Origin of the sequence: Pseudomonas sp. MTM4, assembly GCF_019355055.1 — a bacterium.
Taxonomy (GTDB): Bacteria; Pseudomonadota; Gammaproteobacteria; order Pseudomonadales; family Pseudomonadaceae; genus Stutzerimonas.
On record NZ_CP048411.1, the window covers coordinates 3,238,548 to 3,255,009 of the forward strand.

At 64.2% G+C, this 16,462-nt stretch carries 16 protein-coding genes; 13 read left to right on the top strand and 3 right to left on the bottom strand.

Annotated features, from left to right (window positions below):
• Window positions 1–43 precede the first annotated feature (43 nt).
• The 9 genes from flgE (at window position 44) to GYM54_RS15060 (ending at window position 9,012) form a co-directional block, all read left to right on the top strand.
• Window positions 44–1,234 carry a flagellar hook protein FlgE gene (gene flgE, locus GYM54_RS15020; protein WP_197444836.1) on the top strand — a complete coding sequence of 397 codons (1,191 nt, stop codon included), beginning with the start codon at window positions 44–46 and terminating at the stop codon, window positions 1,232–1,234.
• Between the two features lie 9 nt (window positions 1,235–1,243).
• Entirely contained in the window at window positions 1,244–1,972 is a 729-nt protein-coding gene (gene flgF / locus GYM54_RS15025) for a flagellar basal-body rod protein FlgF (RefSeq protein WP_131649356.1), read from the top strand.
• 14 nt (window positions 1,973–1,986) lie between these two features.
• Window positions 1,987–2,772, top strand: coding sequence for a flagellar basal-body rod protein FlgG (flgG, locus tag GYM54_RS15030; RefSeq protein ID WP_181099333.1), 786 nt, complete (start codon window positions 1,987–1,989; stop codon window positions 2,770–2,772).
• 8 nt (window positions 2,773–2,780) lie between these two features.
• Window positions 2,781–3,443 carry a flagellar basal body L-ring protein FlgH gene (flgH, locus tag GYM54_RS15035; protein WP_371924049.1) on the top strand — a complete coding sequence of 221 codons (663 nt, stop codon included), beginning with the start codon at window positions 2,781–2,783 and terminating at the stop codon, window positions 3,441–3,443.
• Window positions 3,444–3,458: 15 nt separating this feature from the next.
• Window positions 3,459–4,571, top strand: a complete 1,113-nt coding sequence (locus GYM54_RS15040) for a flagellar basal body P-ring protein FlgI (protein ID WP_131649359.1) — start codon at window positions 3,459–3,461, stop codon at window positions 4,569–4,571.
• 62 nt (window positions 4,572–4,633) lie between these two features.
• Window positions 4,634–5,665 carry a transglycosylase SLT domain-containing protein gene (locus GYM54_RS15045; protein WP_197444837.1) on the top strand — a complete coding sequence of 344 codons (1,032 nt, stop codon included), beginning with the start codon at window positions 4,634–4,636 and terminating at the stop codon, window positions 5,663–5,665.
• On the top strand, window positions 5,662–7,029 hold the full coding sequence (gene flgK / locus GYM54_RS15050) for a flagellar hook-associated protein FlgK (RefSeq protein WP_181099335.1): 1,368 nt from the start codon (window positions 5,662–5,664) through the stop codon (window positions 7,027–7,029). Before GYM54_RS15045 ends, flgK begins: the two co-directional genes overlap by 4 nt.
• Before the next feature lie 37 nt (window positions 7,030–7,066).
• Window positions 7,067–7,966, top strand: a complete 900-nt coding sequence (gene flgL, locus GYM54_RS15055; protein ID WP_181099337.1) for a flagellar hook-associated protein FlgL — start codon at window positions 7,067–7,069, stop codon at window positions 7,964–7,966.
• Between the two features lie 14 nt (window positions 7,967–7,980).
• The gene (locus GYM54_RS15060) at window positions 7,981–9,012 is read left to right on the top strand and encodes a hypothetical protein (protein ID WP_181099339.1); all 1,032 of its coding nucleotides are present in this window, start codon (window positions 7,981–7,983) and stop codon (window positions 9,010–9,012) included.
• 17 nt (window positions 9,013–9,029) lie between these two features.
• Here the strand turns inward: GYM54_RS15060 and GYM54_RS15065 are convergent, their stop codons facing one another.
• Complete coding sequence (locus GYM54_RS15065; RefSeq protein ID WP_181099341.1) at window positions 9,030–10,226, bottom strand: lactonase family protein; 1,197 nt, start codon at window positions 10,224–10,226, stop codon at window positions 9,030–9,032.
• Between the two features lie 140 nt (window positions 10,227–10,366).
• Here GYM54_RS15065 and GYM54_RS15070 point away from each other — a divergent pair, with 140 nt between their 5' ends.
• The 4 genes from GYM54_RS15070 to GYM54_RS15085 all read left to right on the top strand — a co-directional run bounded on the left by GYM54_RS15070 (window position 10,367) and on the right by GYM54_RS15085 (window position 12,944).
• Window positions 10,367–10,723 (top strand): YciI family protein, encoded by a 357-nt coding sequence (locus tag GYM54_RS15070; protein WP_181099343.1) that lies wholly within the window; start codon window positions 10,367–10,369, stop codon window positions 10,721–10,723.
• A gap of 45 nt (window positions 10,724–10,768) precedes the next feature.
• A complete protein-coding gene (locus GYM54_RS15075; RefSeq protein WP_197444838.1) occupies window positions 10,769–11,239 on the top strand; it encodes a nuclear transport factor 2 family protein in 471 nt (156 codons plus the stop codon).
• Window positions 11,240–11,306: 67 nt separating this feature from the next.
• Entirely contained in the window at window positions 11,307–11,663 is a 357-nt protein-coding gene (locus GYM54_RS15080) for a YciI family protein (RefSeq protein ID WP_131649367.1), read from the top strand.
• Between the two features lie 3 nt (window positions 11,664–11,666).
• Window positions 11,667–12,944, top strand: a complete 1,278-nt coding sequence (locus GYM54_RS15085; RefSeq protein ID WP_197444839.1) for an RNA polymerase sigma factor — start codon at window positions 11,667–11,669, stop codon at window positions 12,942–12,944.
• Between the two features lie 297 nt (window positions 12,945–13,241).
• On the opposite strand, the gene GYM54_RS15090 is transcribed toward GYM54_RS15085, so the two are convergent.
• Together GYM54_RS15090 and GYM54_RS15095 are read right to left on the bottom strand one after the other, a co-directional pair.
• Window positions 13,242–14,594, bottom strand: coding sequence for a sigma-54 dependent transcriptional regulator (locus GYM54_RS15090; RefSeq protein WP_197444840.1), 1,353 nt, complete (start codon window positions 14,592–14,594; stop codon window positions 13,242–13,244).
• 25 nt (window positions 14,595–14,619) lie between these two features.
• Window positions 14,620–16,383, bottom strand: coding sequence for an ATP-binding protein (locus GYM54_RS15095; RefSeq protein ID WP_131649370.1), 1,764 nt, complete (start codon window positions 16,381–16,383; stop codon window positions 14,620–14,622).
• Between the last annotated feature and the right edge of the window lie 79 nt (window positions 16,384–16,462).

Below are 16,462 nucleotides of genomic sequence, written 5' to 3' on the forward strand. Positions count from 1 at the left end.
TGCTCGCCAGTCTTCATTCCATCTATCGCATCGAGATCAGCCCATGAGCTTCAATATCGCCCTGACCGGCTTGTCTGCCGTCAACGAACAACTCAACACCATCGGCAACAACATCGCCAACTCCGGCACCGTGGGCTTCAAGTCCTCGCGTACCGATTTCGGCAGCCTCTATGCCGAAAGCCAGGCGATGGGCGTCGAGGTTACCGGCACCACTCAGAGCATCAGCCAAGGCGGCGCGCTGACTACCACCAATCGCAGCCTCGATCTGGCGATTTCCGGTGGCGGCTTCTTCGTCACCCGCGCCAGCAATGGCGATGTGGCCTACACCCGCGCCGGCGTGTTCGGCACCGACAAGGATAGCTACCTGACCAATAGTCTCGGCCAGCGTTTGCAGGGCTATCCGGCCGATGCCACCGGTAATCTGCAGACCGGGACCGTTGGCGATCTTCAGCTGCGCTCCGGCGGAATACCAGCCAAGGCCACCGATGCGTTGAGCTTCGTCGCCAACCTCGATGCGAACCAGGAAGTGCCGGCTGTGGCCTTCGATCCGCTGGTCGCTGACAGCTACAACTCCACCTACACCACCAAGCTGTTCGATTCCCAGGGCAAGGAACACACCCTGACCCAGTACTTCGCCAAGACCGCCGATAACAGCTGGAACGCTCATTATTACGTCGATGGCGCGGCGCTGCCGGGCGCGCCTCGGGCGCTGACATTCGACGGTGCCGGTACGCTCACCGCGCCGATCGGCACGGTCGCGCTGACCGCCACGCCGGGCGGCGGCGTCGATCCGCTGAACGTCCAGCTCGACTACAGCGGTACCAGCCAGTACGGCTCCGAATTCAGCGTCACCAGCAACCGCGCCACCGGCTATGCCGCAGGCGAGCAGACCGGCATGAGCGTCGAGAAGGACGGCAAGGTCTACGCCAGCTACTCCAACGGCGAGCGCATGCTGCAGGGCCAGGTGGTGCTGGCCAGCTTCGTCAACGCCGAAGGCCTGAAGAACATCAGCGGCACCGCCTGGACCGAAACCGCTGCCTCCGGCGCGGCCATGCTCGGCGCGCCGGGTGTCGGCCAGTACGGCAGCCTGGCGTCTGGCGCGCTGGAAAGCTCCAACGTCGACCTCACCCAGCAGCTGGTGGGTTTGATGGAAGGCCAGCGCAACTATCAAGCCAACACTCAGGTGATTTCCACCAACAAGGAACTCACCCAGACGCTGTTCAACGCCATCTGAGGCTGATTCATGGATCGTTTGGGATACACGGCGATGACCGCCGCCAGCCGCACGATGATGTCGCTGCAGGTGCGCTCCAACAACCTCGCCAACGTCAACACGCCGGGCTTTCGCGCCGACCTTGAGCGCGCCCAGGCCGTGGCGGTGGAAGGCTACGGCTACGACAGCCGACACATGGCGGTGGTTGAGAACAACGGCGTCAGTCTGGCAGCCGGCCCGATGATTGCGACCGGTCGCGAGCTGGACTTTGCGGTCAAGGGCACCGGCCTGATCGTCCTGCAAGACGGCGAAGGCGAGGCCTATACCCGCCAGGGCAGCATGCAGATCGATGCCGAGGGTCGACTGACCCTCAACGGTCGTGCCGTGATGGGCGAGGGCGGGCCGATCGAGCTGCCCGAACATGACCGCGTGGAAATCGGCAATGACGGTACCGTCTCCGTCATGGCGCCGGGCGACTGGATGATGGCCGAGGTCGACCGTATCCGTCTGGTCGACGTAGCGGCTGCAGACCTGATGAAGAACGAGGCTGGCCTGCTGGTGACGCGCAATGGCGAGCCCGCCGCGCCCAGTGAAGACGTGCGCCTGGCCAGCGGATTCCTCGAGTCGAGCAACGTATCGGCCATCGATGAGCTGGCCTCGACCATGAGCCTCAACCGCCTGTTCGAAACCCAGGTGAAGATGATGAAAGCCGCCGAGGACCTCTCCGACGCCGGCAACCGAATGATCCGCGGCAGCTGATCGGGAGATAACGCATGAATTCCGCACTTTGGGTCAGCAAGACCGGCCTGGCCGCCCAGGACAAGGCCATGTCCACCGTCGCCAACAACCTGGCCAACGTCAACACCAACGGCTTCAAGAGCGACCGCGCGGTCTTCGAGGATCTGTTCTACAGCATCGAGAAGCAGCCGGGCGCCCAGGCCGACGAGATCAACACGGTGCCGTCCGGCATCCAGCTGGGCAGCGGCGTGCGCGTTGCCGGTACCCAGAAGGTGTTCACCGAAGGCAGCATCCAGACCACCGGCCAGCCGATGGACCTGGCGATCGTCGGGCGTGGCTTCTTCCAGGTCGAGGCGCCCAACGGCGACCTTCTCTACACCGAGAACGGCCAGTTCCAGCTCAACGCCGAAGGCATGATGGTTAACGCCCAAGGACTGCCGCTAGCGCCAGCCATCGAAGTACCGCAAGGCGCAACGGGCTTCACGGTCGGTGCCGATGGCATCGTCACCGCCGTGCTGCCTGGCGACACGCTGCCGTCTGAGCTGGGCCAGATCACGCTGGTCAACTTCACGAATCCGGCCGGCCTTGAAGCCCTGGGCGGCAATCTCTATCGCGAAACCGTCGCCAGCGGCGAGCCTGTCGAGGGCGTGCCGGGCGAAGAGGGTCTCGGCCAGCTCAAGCAGGGCGTGCTGGAAGGCTCCAACGTGCAGGTGGTCGAGGCCATGGTGGCGATGATCGCCATCCAGCGCGCTTACGAAGCCAACGCCAAGGTGCTCGATGCCGCCAGCGGCATGCAGCAGTTCCTCAACCAGACCGTCTGAGACCGATGATGCGTACCCCCGCTCTGCTCGTCGCGCTGACCCTTCTTGGCGGCTGCGCCAGCTTCAACGAGATGCTGCCGGAAGAGCCATCGACCGAGTTCGAACCGCTGGAACTGGACTACAGCCTGCCGCCGACCACTGGCGGGGGACTGTTCCGTTCCGGCTACAGAGGCTCGTTGATCAGCGACAACCGCGCGGTGCGCGTCGGCGACATTCTCACCGTGGTGCTCGACGAGTCCACCCAGTCGAGCAAGAGCGCCGGCACCAGCTTCGGCAAGGAATCGAGCGTCGGTATCGGCATTCCGACGATTCTTGGCAAGACCTATCCCGACGTTGAAACATCGGCCGGTGCCGAGCGCGAGTTCGACGGCTCGGCGAAAAGTTCGCAGCAGAACACCCTGCGCGGCGCCATCGCCGTGACCGTCCATCGCGTGCTGCCCAACGGCACGCTGCTGATCAAGGGTGAGAAGACCCTGCGGTTGAACCAGGGTGACGAATTCATTCGTCTCGCCGGGCTGGTTCGTGTCGATGACATCAACCGCTACAACCAGGTGTCGTCCCAAAGCGTGGCCAACGCGAAGATTTCCTATGCCGGGCGCGGCGTGCTGAACGACAGCAACTCGGCCGGCTGGTTGACGCGTTTCTTCACGTCGCCGCTGTTCCCTCTTTAAGTGATAGCCCCTGATATGACTAGCCCGAAGCGATCCCTGAAGCTGTTTTTCGCCGCCGTCGCGCTGTGCTGGCAATTTCCCGCGCAAGCCGTGCCGCTGATGGATCTGGTGGATGTCGAGGGCATCCGCGGCAACCAGCTGATCGGCTACGGTCTGGTGGTCGGGCTCGATGGCACCGGCGACAAGAACCAGGTCAAGTTCACCAGCCAGTCGGTGACGAACATGATCAAGCAATTCGGCGTGAACCTGCCGCCGAATGTCGACCCGAAGCTGAAGAACGTCGCTGCGGTGACCATTACCGCTACCGTGCCGCCGTCCTACAGCGCCGGCCAGACCGTGGATGTCACCGTCTCTTCGTTGGGCGACGCCAAGAGTCTGCGCGGCGGCCAGTTGCTGATGACCCCGCTGCAGGGTGTCGATGGCGAGATCTATGCACTTGCCCAGGGCGCGGTGATCGTCGGTGGCGTGAACGCCGAGGGCGCCAGCGGCTCCAAGGTCGCGATCAATACCTCCAACAGCGGGCTGATTCCCAACGGCGCGACGGTCGAGCGGATGATTCCCAGCGACTTCACCGAGCGCCCGGACGTGATGCTTAACGTACGTCAGCCGAGCTTCCAGACCGTCACTCGCGTGGTCGATGCGGTCGACGCCTACTTTGGCAAGGGCACCGCCACGGCCCTCAATGCCACCAAGATTTCGATCCGTGCGCCGGTCACCAGCACCCAGCGCATGAGCTTCATGGCCATGCTCGAACGGCTGGAAGTGGAAGAGGGACGGACCCGGCCGAAGGTGGTGTTCAACAGCCGCACCGGGACCGTGGTTGTCGGCCAGGGCGTGCGGGTGAAAGCCGCGGCTGTCGCCCACGGCAGCCTGACGGTGACCATCAGCGAGCGCCCTCAGGTCAGCCAGCCGAATGCGTTTGCCGGCGGCGAAACCGTGGTCACGCCGCAGTCCGATGTCGCCATCGAGCAGGACCGCAAGGCCATGTTCAAGTGGCCGGAAGGCGCCAGCCTGGAAAGCATCATCAACACCATCAACAGTCTCGGCGCCACGCCGGACGACGTGATGAGCATCCTGCAGTCGCTGGAACGCGCCGGCGCATTGAATGCGGAACTGATCGTGATGTAAGCGCTTGTCCTTGACCGGACAGGCCCGACGCGCAGCAGATTTGAACAGGTTCCAAGGCGACCATGAGCATCGTTTCCCTCCCACAGCACCTCAATACCCTGCGCCAGCGCGCCGACGGCCCGAACGCGGCGCGGCGTCAGCAACTGGAAGTCGTTGCCGAGCAGTTCGAAGCGATGTTCCTGCAGCAGATCCTCAAGCAGATGCGCAAGGCCGGCGACGTGCTCGGCGCGGGCAACCCCATGCGCAGCCGCGAGCTGGACACCATGCGCGACTTCTACGACGAGGTGCTGGCCGACACACTGGCCGGCAAGCGGCAGACGGGGATTGCCGATATGCTGGTGCAGCAGTTGAGCGGCGATGCACCCGGCACGGCGCCCGCGCCGACTGCCCTGGCTGGCCACGCCGGTAGCGGCCTGCAGGCGGGCGGTCTGCACGCACTGCGTGGCACCTGGCAGCGCGGCGTCGAGGCGCTTGATAGTGCCTGGGAAAGCGGCAAGGCAGGCTTCAAGTCGCTGGTCGACAGTGTCATCAAGCATGAATCGAGCGGCAACATCGCGGCGGTCTCGTCCAAGGGCGCGCGCGGCCTGATGCAGCTGATGCCAGGTACCGCACGCGATATGGCGGCCGAGCTCGGCCTGCCGTTCAGCGAAGCGCGGCTGACCACCGATGCCGAATACAACAAGCGCCTGGGCAGCGCCTATCTGAGCAAGATGCTCGACCGTTACGATGGCCATCAGGCGCTGGCGCTGGCCGCCTACAACGCCGGCCCTGGCAAGGTGGACGAGTGGCTGAAGAGCCATGGCGACCCGCGCAAGGGCGAGATCGGCATGACTGCCTGGGTGCAGAAGATTCCATACGCGGAAACTCGGAATTACACCCGCAACATCCTCAACGATCTGCGTGCGGAGGTGCCGAGTCCGGTCGAGCCGCGCGCGCAGATCCAGCCGGCCGCCCACCCGCTGCAGCCGGCGCTTAATTCCGCGGCCGATGCGGTCGCTCTTTCCAGTCAGCAGCGTAGTGTCGTCGGCGGCAGCCACCTTTCCGTGGCGTTCGCTCAGTCGATCCGGATCGAGTCGAAGGAAATCGTGTCGTGAGTATTCTTGGTCAAATTGGCTACAGCGGCGTTCGCGCCACGCAGATCGCCCTGACGGCGACCGGGCAGAACATCGCCAACGTCAACACTCCCGGTTTCAGCCGTCTGACGCCGGAGCTGCATTCGCTTGGCGGGCAGACCTCGGTCAGCATTGGCGGCGGCGTTCAGGTCAGCAGCATTCGCCGGTTGTCCAACGACTTCCAGAACCAGCAGCTGTGGCGCGCGACGACCGACAAGCAGTACTTCAGTACCAATCAGCAGTACCTGACAGCGCTGGAGGGTTTGATCGATAGTGAAGGCTCCAGCGTCAGCGTCGGCCTGGATAACTTTTTCGCTGCGCTCAGCGAAGCCAGCTCGACCCCCGAATCCATCGCGCTGCGCCAGCAGATCATCGGCGAGTCCAAGCAATTGGCGCAGCGTTTCAACGGGCTCAACAGCAACATCGGCACCCAGCTCAACGCGCTGCAGGGTCAGCGTGGGGCTATGGTCAGCGAGATCAACGGACTGTCCGGCAACATCGCCGAACTGAATGCTCAGATTCGCGAGATGGAATCGACCGGGCGCGACACCGCGACCCTGCGTGACTACCGCGAGAATCTGGTCAAGGATCTGAGCCAATACGCTGGCATCCGCGTCCAGGAATCCTCGGACGGCACCCTCGATGTGTCTCTAGCCAATGGTCAGCCGCTGGTGGCCGGGATCACGGCAGGGCAGCTGAAAATCAGCGAAAACATCGCTGGTGAGCAGGAAATGTCGCTGGTCTTCGCCAAGACCACCTTTCCACTCGATCAGCAGGGACTCGGCGGCTCTCTGGGCAGCCTCCATGACATGGAATACGGCGCGTTGCGTCCGGCCCAGCAGGATCTGCACGACATGGCGTCGGCGCTGGCGACGATGGTCAACGACACGCTCGCAGGCGGCTTCGACCTCGACGGCAATCCCGGCCAGCCGCTGTTCGTCCACAACCCTGGCAGCACCAGCGGCATGCTCGCGGTCAATCCACTGGGGGCGACCGAGTTAGCGTTTTCCTCGATACCGGGCGAAGTGGGTAACAACAAGAACCTGCTCGCGCTGCTCGACTTGAAGTCGCAAGGCATCACTGTCGCCGGCAACACCGTGCCGCTCAACGACGCCTACGCCGGTCTGGTCGGACGCGTCGCCAGCGCCAGCCGACAGAATCAGGCGGACCGCAGCGCCGCGACCACTGTCGCCGAGCAGGCGCAAGCCCAGCGCGACAGCGTAAGCGCCGTGAACCTGGACGAGGAAGCCGTCAACCTGATGGCCTACGAGCAGGCCTACCAGGCCAACATGAAGGTCATCAGCACCTCCAACGAGCTGTTCAACGCCGTACTGGCGATGTTCTGAGCCGGCGCAAGCCGATTCGACTGACGAGTAAAAATACATGCGCATCTCCAACGCCCAGATCACCGCCATGATGCATGGCTCGATGAATACCAGCTCCGAGAAGCTCGGCAAGCTGATGCAGCAGATGGCGACCGGCGAGCGTATGTTGATGCCGTCGGACGATCCGATTTCTGCGGTGCGCGTGCTGCGTATCCAGCGTGAGGAAGCCACACTGACGCAGTACCGCACCAACATCGCAAACGTCTCGGGCAACCTGTCCAAGCAGGAGGCCAACCTCAAGGCCGCTTCGGACACCATGCTCAACGTGCGCGACATGCTGTTGTGGGCGGCCAACGGCAGCAATACCAGCGAGGATTTGGTGGCCATCGCCAACGAGCTGGAGAGCCTGGAAAAGACCATTCTCAGTTTCGCCAACGTGCGCGACGAGGAAGGCCGCTATCTTTTTTCCGGCACGCTGAGCGACCGTGCGGCGATCACCTTCGATGAGGCGACCGAGACCTACAGCCTGACCGGCAACGATCAATACCGCCAGGCGGCTGTCGCCAACGGCGTGCTGGTCGAGGAAAATGTTACCGCCGCGCAAGTTTTCGGTGCCGATGCCGACATGCTCAATCAATTGCATGCACTGGTGAAGAGTCTCGCCGACCCGACAGTCGATTCCAGCGCGCAGATCAGCGAGACCCTGGCCAGCCTGGACGCCACTCATAGTCAATTGCTCGGCGCGGTTACCGAACTGGGCGGCCGGCAGAACACCCTGACGTTGTTATCGAGCAGTAACGAAGACGTGTCGCTGGTGAACCAGAAGATCGAAGGCGAGCTGTCCCAGCTCGACTACGCTGCGGCCAGCATCGACCTGAACAACTATCAGCTGTCGCTGCAGGCGACGCAGAAGACCTATTTGAAGATCAACGGGCTGTCGCTCTTCGGCATGCTCTGACGAGGTAGCCGTGAATGAAGATTGGTAGACAGCTACCGGGTGTCGCCGTCATAAATCCGCAGGAGCGCCGTGAGGCCTTGCTGCGCAATGCACCCGCGCCGCTGCGTGTCGGGACACCGAGTGAAACGTCGCACTCGGAACCGACGACAAGCAAGAGCACCAGCTTCAGCCTGCAGCTCAACCAGCAGCTATCCTCGATGCAGTCGGCCGACAGCTACCTCGGCGACCTGCAGACCCATCTGTCACAACTCAAACTGACTCTCAGCCGCCAGATCAGCTCGCCGCCGCCCAACGGCGAAGAATCCATTCAGCAGGCGGTGCAGGAGGTCAACGCTCTGCTCAAGGAGCGCAGCAAGCGCTCTGCCAACTCGCTGGACGCCAACTTCAAGCTGCGCCTGACCGAGCCGGTACGCAGCCGCTTCAGCCTGCAGGGGTTGGAGTCGCTGGAGAATATTCGCCAGTCGGGGCGCGAAACGCTGCTGTTCAGCGGCGGTCGCCAGCTGGCCGAGCCGGTAGCGGTGGTGCTCGATGACGAGATGAGCGACGAGCAGATCCTGCGACGTTTCAATGGGAGTCTGGGCCAGGCCGGTATCCGCGCCGAGCTGGATCAGAATGGCGAGCTGAAATTCTCCGCTCGCGAAGGGGACTGGCAGAAGCTGAAAGACCAGCTGGCGGTGCAGGGCGAGGGCAAGCTGTTCGACAAGGGCAAGTACGTCCGCGTACAGCATCAGGAGGAGCAGCTGCTGAGTTTCCCTGAGGAGCTGCAGCTCGATTCCTTCCGCGAGCTGCGGCGCCTGCTCGACTCGGTGGTCGCCGGGCTCGATAAGGTAACCGCACTGCGTGAGCAGCTTAGTAATCGCCAGCAGGAGATCCGCGAGTTCCTGGCGCGCCAGGCGCATGCCGACGAGAAGCAATGGGCGATGGACTTCTCGCGTTCGGTGTTCAATCTGATGCAGCGTAGCCCCTCCAGCTACGCCGCTGTTACTCAGACGGTGGTGGCCCAGGCCACCATCAGCCGCTTCGCGGTGGTCAGCCTGCTGTCCTGATCATCCGGCTGCGGCGCTCAAAGGCCGGTACGGTCGATGAATTTCACATCCGATGGTCGACTCATCGGCAATATCTGCAGTGTGTCACCGAGCAGCCCGCTGTCGGGGTCGCGTTGCAGCACCACCAGCTGATCGCTCTTCTGATTGGCGATGAGCATGAAGCGACCGCTCGGGTCGATGGCGAATTCGCGTGGCTCCCGCCCCTCGCTAGCGCGCTGCTGGATTTCGCGCAGGCTGCCGGTTTCCTCGATGGCATATACCAAGATGCGGTTCGCCTCGGCGCGGTCGCTGACGTAGAGAAAGCGGCCATCCCGCGAGGGATGAATGGCGCCTGGCGAATGCGCGTCGACCTTGCCGTTCTCGGCCAGATCGACCAGCTGGCGTTGTATAAGGCTGCCGTCGACATGATCGAAACGCGCGACCTGCGCGCTCAGCTCCAGGGTCGCGTAGGCCTGGCTGCCGTCCGGGCTGAATACCAAGTGACGTGGGCCGCTGCCGTCGGGCAGGCCGATGAAGGGCGGCTCGGCGGGCGACAGCGGGCGTTCGGAGTTGGCCGGGTTGTATTCGTAGACAAAGATTTTGTCGGCGCCTAGGTCGCTGACGAACAACCGTTTGCCGTTCGGCGACATCACCGCCGAGTGCACGTGCGCCGACTTCTGGCGCTGAGGATGTTTCTCGCTGGCCTTGTGCGTGGCGAGCTGGGTCACGGGCAACAGGGTGCCATCCTCTGCCGTGGGAATTACCGCCAGGCTACCGCCGGGGTTGGGCGCCGAGCCATAGTTGGACACGAACAGATAGCGCCCGTCACGACTCTGGCTCAGGTGCGTGGGCTCATCGCCGAGGGTGATCTGCTGGGCCAGCGGCGACAGTTGCCCGCTGGCCGGCGCCATGGTGAACGCGCTCACCCGGCCTACCGGGTCCGGATGGCCCGGTCCGTTCTCGTTCGCCGCGTACAGCCGGTTGCGATTCAGGTCCAGCGTCAGCCAGGACGGGTTGTGGGTGCGCACCACCTGCAAAGGCTGGGGCTCGATATAGCCGCGCTCGGCATCGAATTGCATGCGGTAGATCCCTTCGCTGCCGCCCTCGCTGGTGTAGCTGCCGATCAGTAATTGATACATGGGTGCCGCCACTCCCGAAGTGCTGAATGCCAGAAGAGCCACGGCGAGGCCGAGGAGACGGTAGTGATTAAATAGACCGCGCAGTGGACCGGCCATGCCTCGCTCCTGTCTCGCTGAGTTTGTTTAGTCCCGGACTGACTTCGAGCACCGCAGGCGAAAAAGATTTGTCGGCGCTGTCGATTTTTCCCTTTCCACCTCGACTATCAGGTAACAGCAACCATCTCGGGGGCGCCGCAATGCGTTATCTGTGCCTGGTGTATCTGGACGAGCAGGTTTTGGCCAGCCTGTCGCCTGGCGCGCAGGCGGCGATGGATGCCGAATGCCGCGACTATCGCGAACGGCTTCAGCGCAGCGGCCAGCTGATCATTGGCGAAGCGCTGCAACCAGTCCTCAGCACCACGACTGTGCGTCTGCAGGGCGACACCCTCTGCTTGCGCGACGGGCCCGTGGTCGACAGCCGTGAGCAGCCCGCGGCGTTCTATCTGTTCGAGGCAAGCGACCTCAACGACGTGATCCGGCTGGCATCGCGCATTCCCCCGGGGCGGCTGGGCTGCGTCGAGGTCCGCGCCCTGCACCCAAGGGCGCCACCCTGACCCGTGCCGCAACGACCGTCAGCCATCAACCAAGAGGCAACTCGCATGAACAACTCAACTGAAAACCAGACCGGCGAAGCCCGTATCCGCGAACTCACCAACGAGTGGGAGCGTGCGGTCTGCGCCAAGGATCTTGACCGCATCATGGCCCAGTACGCCACCGACGTGCTGGCCTTCGATGCGGTGGGCCCGCTGCAATTCAAGGGCGCCGAGGCGTACCGCCAGCACTGGCAGAACTGCTTCGAATTCTGTCAGGGCGAAGGCTTTTTCGAGATCAGCGAGCTGGGCATCCACGCCAGCGGAGACCTGGCCTATAGTCATTTCCTGAACCATTGCGGCGGTACCAACGAAAAAGGCGAAATGCAGACCGGTTGGATGCGCGGCAGCCGCTGCTGGCGTCGCCAGGGCAACGACTGGAAGGTCGTCCACGAGCACTTCTCGATGCCGTTCGACATGGCCAGTGGGCAGATCGATTTCGGCATCGAGCCCGAGCCCCAAGCGGGAGCCGTCGGCTGAACCGCCATACTCGTACCGTCTCGCGGCTGCCATAGCGGCAGCCGGCGGGGCACCACCGGAGACTGAAATGAAATACCTGTGCCTGGTCTACTACGACGAACAGCGCGTCGACTCGATGACCGACGAGCAGTGGGCCGCGTTGGTCGAGCAATGCATCGCTAACGGTGAACGTCTGCAGGAGAGCGGGCACTTCATCGCTGGCGAGCCGCTGCAATCGGTGCGTACCGCCAAGACGGTGCGCGTGCGCGAGGGCGCGGTGTCCGTGGTTGACGGCCCGTTCGCTGAAACCCGCGAGCAGCTGGCGGGTTTCTACCTGCTGGAAGCCCAGGACCTGGACGAGGCGCTGCGCCTGGCTGCGAAGATCCCGCCGGCGCAATTGGGCAGCATCGAGGTTCGCCCGTTGCGCCAGCTGCCCGATCGCTGATCGATGCATGAACGGGGCAGGCCGCCCTCGTCCGACCTAACCAGTGGGCCGACGCGGGCGGAGATCGACACCCTCTACCGCAACGAGTCGCGGCGGGTGCTGGCGACCCTTATCCGTCTGCTGGGCGACTTCGAGCTGGCCGAAGAGGCACTGCAGGACGCCTTCTTCGCCGGGGTGCAGCAGTGGCCGCGCGACGGAATGCCGGACAACCCGCGCGCCTGGCTGGTCTCGGCCGGGCGTTTCAAGGCCATCGACGGCCTGCGTCGGCGGGCACGCTTCAACGCCTCGCTGAATCTGCTGGCCGATCAGCTGGACAGCGCCGAGGAGCCGGACTGGGACCGCGACATGCTGGAAGACGATCGCCTGCGGCTGGTCTTTACCTGCTGCCACCCGGCGCTGCCGGCCGACGCGCAAGTGGCGCTGACCCTGCGTGAAGTCTGCGACCTGAAGACCGAGGAAATCGCCCGCGCCTTTCTCGCCTCGCCCAGCACCATCGCCCAGCGCATCGTGCGCGCCAAGCAGAAGATCCGCGATGCCGCGATTCCCTACCGTGTGCCTTCGCGCGAGGAGCTGCCGGCACGTCTGGATAACGTGCTGCGGGTGATCTATCTGGTGTTCAACGAGGGCTATTCGGCCTCCAGCGGCACCGAACTGACCCGCACCGATCTGAGCGCCGAAGCGATCCGGCTGGGCCGGCTGCTGCTCGAATTGCTGCCAGACCCGGAACTGATGGGGCTGCTGGCGCTGATGTTGCTGCACGACTCGCGCCGCGTCGCGCGTACCGATGGCGCGGGCGAACTGGTGCGCCTCGACGAGCAGGATCGCAGCCTGTGGGACCGGGCGCAGATCGAAGAAGGCTCTGCGCTGGTGCAACGGGCCCTGGCTTCGCGACGTTTCGGTCCTTACACCTTGCAGGCCGCGATCGTCGCCGTGCATGCCGAGGCGCCCAGTGCCGCGCTGACCGATTGGACGCAGATCGTCGGGCTCTATGACGTATTGCTGCGGGTCAGCCCGTCTCCGGTGATCGAGCTGAACCGCGCGGTGGCGGTTGCCATGCGCGACGGGCCGGAAGCAGGGCTGGCGCTGATCGACGATCTATCGGCCTGCGGACTGCTGCGCGACTATCACCTGCGGCATTCGGCCCGTGCCGATTTCTGCCGCCGCCTCGGCCGCCTGGACGAAGCACGAACCGCCTACCGCAGCGCACTGGCATTGGCGCAGCTGGAGCCGGAGCGGCGTTTTCTGCAGCAACGATTGGACGAGCTGGACGGGCTCGATTGAGGGAGCGCCGCCCGGCTCACCCCTCCAGCTTGTAGGGTGGGCTTCAGCCCACCATTTGCTCTGGCATCGCCTTCATAAACGCCTCGTCTGGCCTGTGCAGCCGGCGCCGAGCTCTGGTGGGCTGAAGCCCACCCTACGGGCTGAAGCGCAACGCCGCTCGGCCCACCCACCAGCTCATTGATGGTCTTTTCTACGCTCACAATTTGTGACCGATGTGTTGGACGTTCTGCGTCCATCGACGCGGAGCGTCGCAGTAATGCCCCCCACCCGGAGCATGGAGGGTTCGCCTGAACAGAATCAGCTATCGGTGCTGCCCGCTGGTAGATAGTCACCACGACTCAAACCGTGGCGCTGCATCTTCTCGTTGAGGGTGCGGCGGGGCAGCTGCAATTGGGCCATGACTTCGGCGATGTTACCTTTGCACTGCTGCAGAGCGTTGTGCAGGCATTGCGCCTCGAAGGCTTCCATCTGCTCGGCCAGCGATCTGCCGGTGTTGTCGCTCGGGGCGTTGGGCGGCGGCGGGTTCAGCCCGAGGGCGTGGCGTTCGGCGGCGTTGATCAGTTCGCGGACGTTGCCTGGCCAGTCGTGGCTCAGCAGCTGCGCCAGTTCGGCGGGGCCGACCGGCAGGGGCTCGCGGCCGTGGCGCTGGGCGGCCTGGCTGACGAAGTGGTCGAACAGCAGCGGGATGTCTTCACGACGCTCGCGCAGCGGCGGGATATGCAGCTCGGCAACGTTCAGGCGATACAGCAAGTCTTCGCGGAAACGTCCGCCGCGCACTTCTTCGAGCAGGTCCGGCTTGGCCGCGCTGATCACTCGCAGGTCGACTTCGATGCTGCGGTTGGAGCCCAGCCGTTCCAGGGTTCTTTCCTGCAGCACGCGCAACAGCTTGACCTGCTGGGCCAGCGGCATGCTTTCGATTTCGTCGAGGAACAGGGTGCCGCCGTGGGCATGCTCGATGCGACCGATGCGCTTGCCCTGGGCGCCAGTGAAGGCGCCGCTTTCATGGCCGAACAGCTCGCTCTCGAAGATGCTTTCGGGGATGGCCGCGCAGTTCAGCGCCACGAATGGATGGCGTGCGCGCGGGCTGAAATCGTGCAGGCAGCGCGCCACCTGTTCCTTGCCGCTGCCGGTGTCGCCGCGAATCAGCACGTTGACGTCCGTGCCGGCCAGTTCCAGCACCTGCCGGCGCAGGTTGTCCACGGCGCGCGAAACCCCCAGCAGCATCGATTCGATACGGCCCTTGCGGGCGAACTGCTCACGCAGCTGGCGGTTTTCGCAGACCAGTCGGCGCTTGTCCTGGGCGCGGCGCACGCTGTCGAGCAGGCGTTCGGGGGTGAAGGGCTTTTCGATGAAGTCATAGGCGCCCTGGCGCAGCGCCTGCACCGCCATCGGCACGTCGCCATGGCCGGTGACCATGATGATTGGCAGTTCGGGATCCAGCGCAACCAGCTTCTCCAGCAGGCCGAGGCCGTCCAGGTCCGGCATGCGTACGTCGCTGATCAGTACGCCCGGAAAGTCACGGTCAATCAGGCCCAGCGCCTCGTGCGCGCTGGCGCAGGTGCGCACGCTGAAGCCGGACAGTTCCAGCCATTGCTGGACCGCTTGGCGGATCGCCGCTTCGTCGTCGATGAAGATGACCTGACCGCTCATGTTTCGCTCCTTTGCCGGTGCCAGTCTACTCGGTGAGGTGCTCGTCGGCTGCCGGCAGCCGAATCTCGAATACTGCACCCTGCGCATCGTTGCTCACGTCGAGATTACCGCCCAGATCGCGCACGATACCGTAGGAAACCGCCAGTCCCAGCCCGAGGCCCTGGCCGACCGGCTTGGTGGTGAAGAAGGGCTCGAATACCTGATCCAGATGTTCGCGGGCGATGCCGCCACCGCTGTCGGCGACGCTCAGTCGCCAATGGTTCGCATCGCGGCGGCAGTCGATGCGCAACTGCCGGACGGCGCTGTCCTGCATGGCATCCAGCGCATTGTTCAGCAGGTTGATCAAGACTTGCTCCAGGCGGATCGCATCGGCATTGACCCAGGCATCGGCGGATACCTGACGCACGACTTCGACGTCTTCGCCGCGGATACGCGGACCGAGTAGCTGTAGCGCCTGTTCCAGCACCTCGTCCAAACGTACGCGCTGCGGCAGCCCGGCGGGATTCTTACGGGCAAAGGTCTTCAGGTGGCTGGTCAGTGCCGCCATGCGTTCGATCAGGCCCTCGACCTGACCCAGACCTTCGCGCACTGCCTCGCTGCGGCCGCTGTCGAGCAGCAGGCGCTGGCTGGCCAGCTGCATACGCAGGGCGGTCAGCGGCTGGTTGATCTCGTGGGCGAGGGCGGCGGACATCTGCCCCAGGGCGGCCATCCGCGCGGCGTGCACCAGACCATCCTGCGCGGTATGCAGCTCGCGGGTGCGGGCTTCGACCAGCCGTTCCAGCTCGTTGCGGCTGCGCTGCTCGACCCGACGGGTTTTGCGCCGCTGGGCCAGGTAAAGCAGCAGGAAGGCCAGCGTCATCCACACGCCCGCCGCGGCCAGGCGATAGCTGCGTATGCTGGCGGCCACCAGTTGCGGCTCTTGTAGGAGGTGCAGCGTCCAGTCTTCCTCGGGCAGCGGCAGGCGCTGCCAGAAATAGGTGTGGCGGCCGTCCGGTCCTTCGACTTGGCGGCGCTCGCTGTTTTCGTCGATGCGTTGCAGGCGTCTGCTGTGCAGCGGCTGCAGATTCTGTTCGGCGTAGCGGCGGGCGGCGACCAGGCGGTCGCGTATCTCGTCGCTGAGCGGTTGCAGGTAGCGGAAGCGCCAGGCCGGTCGATTGCTTAGGATGACGATATCGAGCGAGTCGGTGATCAGCAGAATGCCGGACTGGCCGGCCCATTCGCGCTGCATGTCTTCCAGCTCCAGCTTGACCACCAGTACGCCGAGCACCTCGCCGGCGGCGTTCTTTACAGAGCTGGAGAGAAAATAACCAGGAACTCCGGTGGTCACGCCCACTGCGAAATAGCGGCCACTGTCCTGGGTCAGCGCATCGCGAAAGTAAGGGCGAAAGCCGTAGTTGTAGCCGACGAAGCTGCTCCATTCGCGCCAGTTGCTGGCGGCCAGGGTGTCGCCATGACGGTCGATCAGGTACAGCACCGACGAGCCGGCGGCCTGGTTCTGCTGCTCCAGGCGGCGATTGAGGCGGGCGCGCAGTTGCCGGTCATCGGGATTGGCCAGCAGGCTGCGGATGTCGCTGTCCAGCGCCAGTAGAGCTGGCACCGAGCGGAAGCGCTCGACCTGCGTGTGGATCGTCTGGGCGTAGAGTTCCAGCTGCTCACGGGCTTCTTGGCTGCGCTCGGCCCAGGCGCGCTGTTCGGCGAGCCGCCCGGCCCCGTACATGCTCAGCAGCAGGCCGGCGAGGATCAGCAGCACGATCAGGACGACGCGGTAGCGGTTGGCGTGGGCGGACATGAGCGGCTCTATTTGTAAGAACGGCTATGTTAAGCCAGAGCGGCGGATTGCCAATCACTGCCGATGGTCCGTTTTGCCG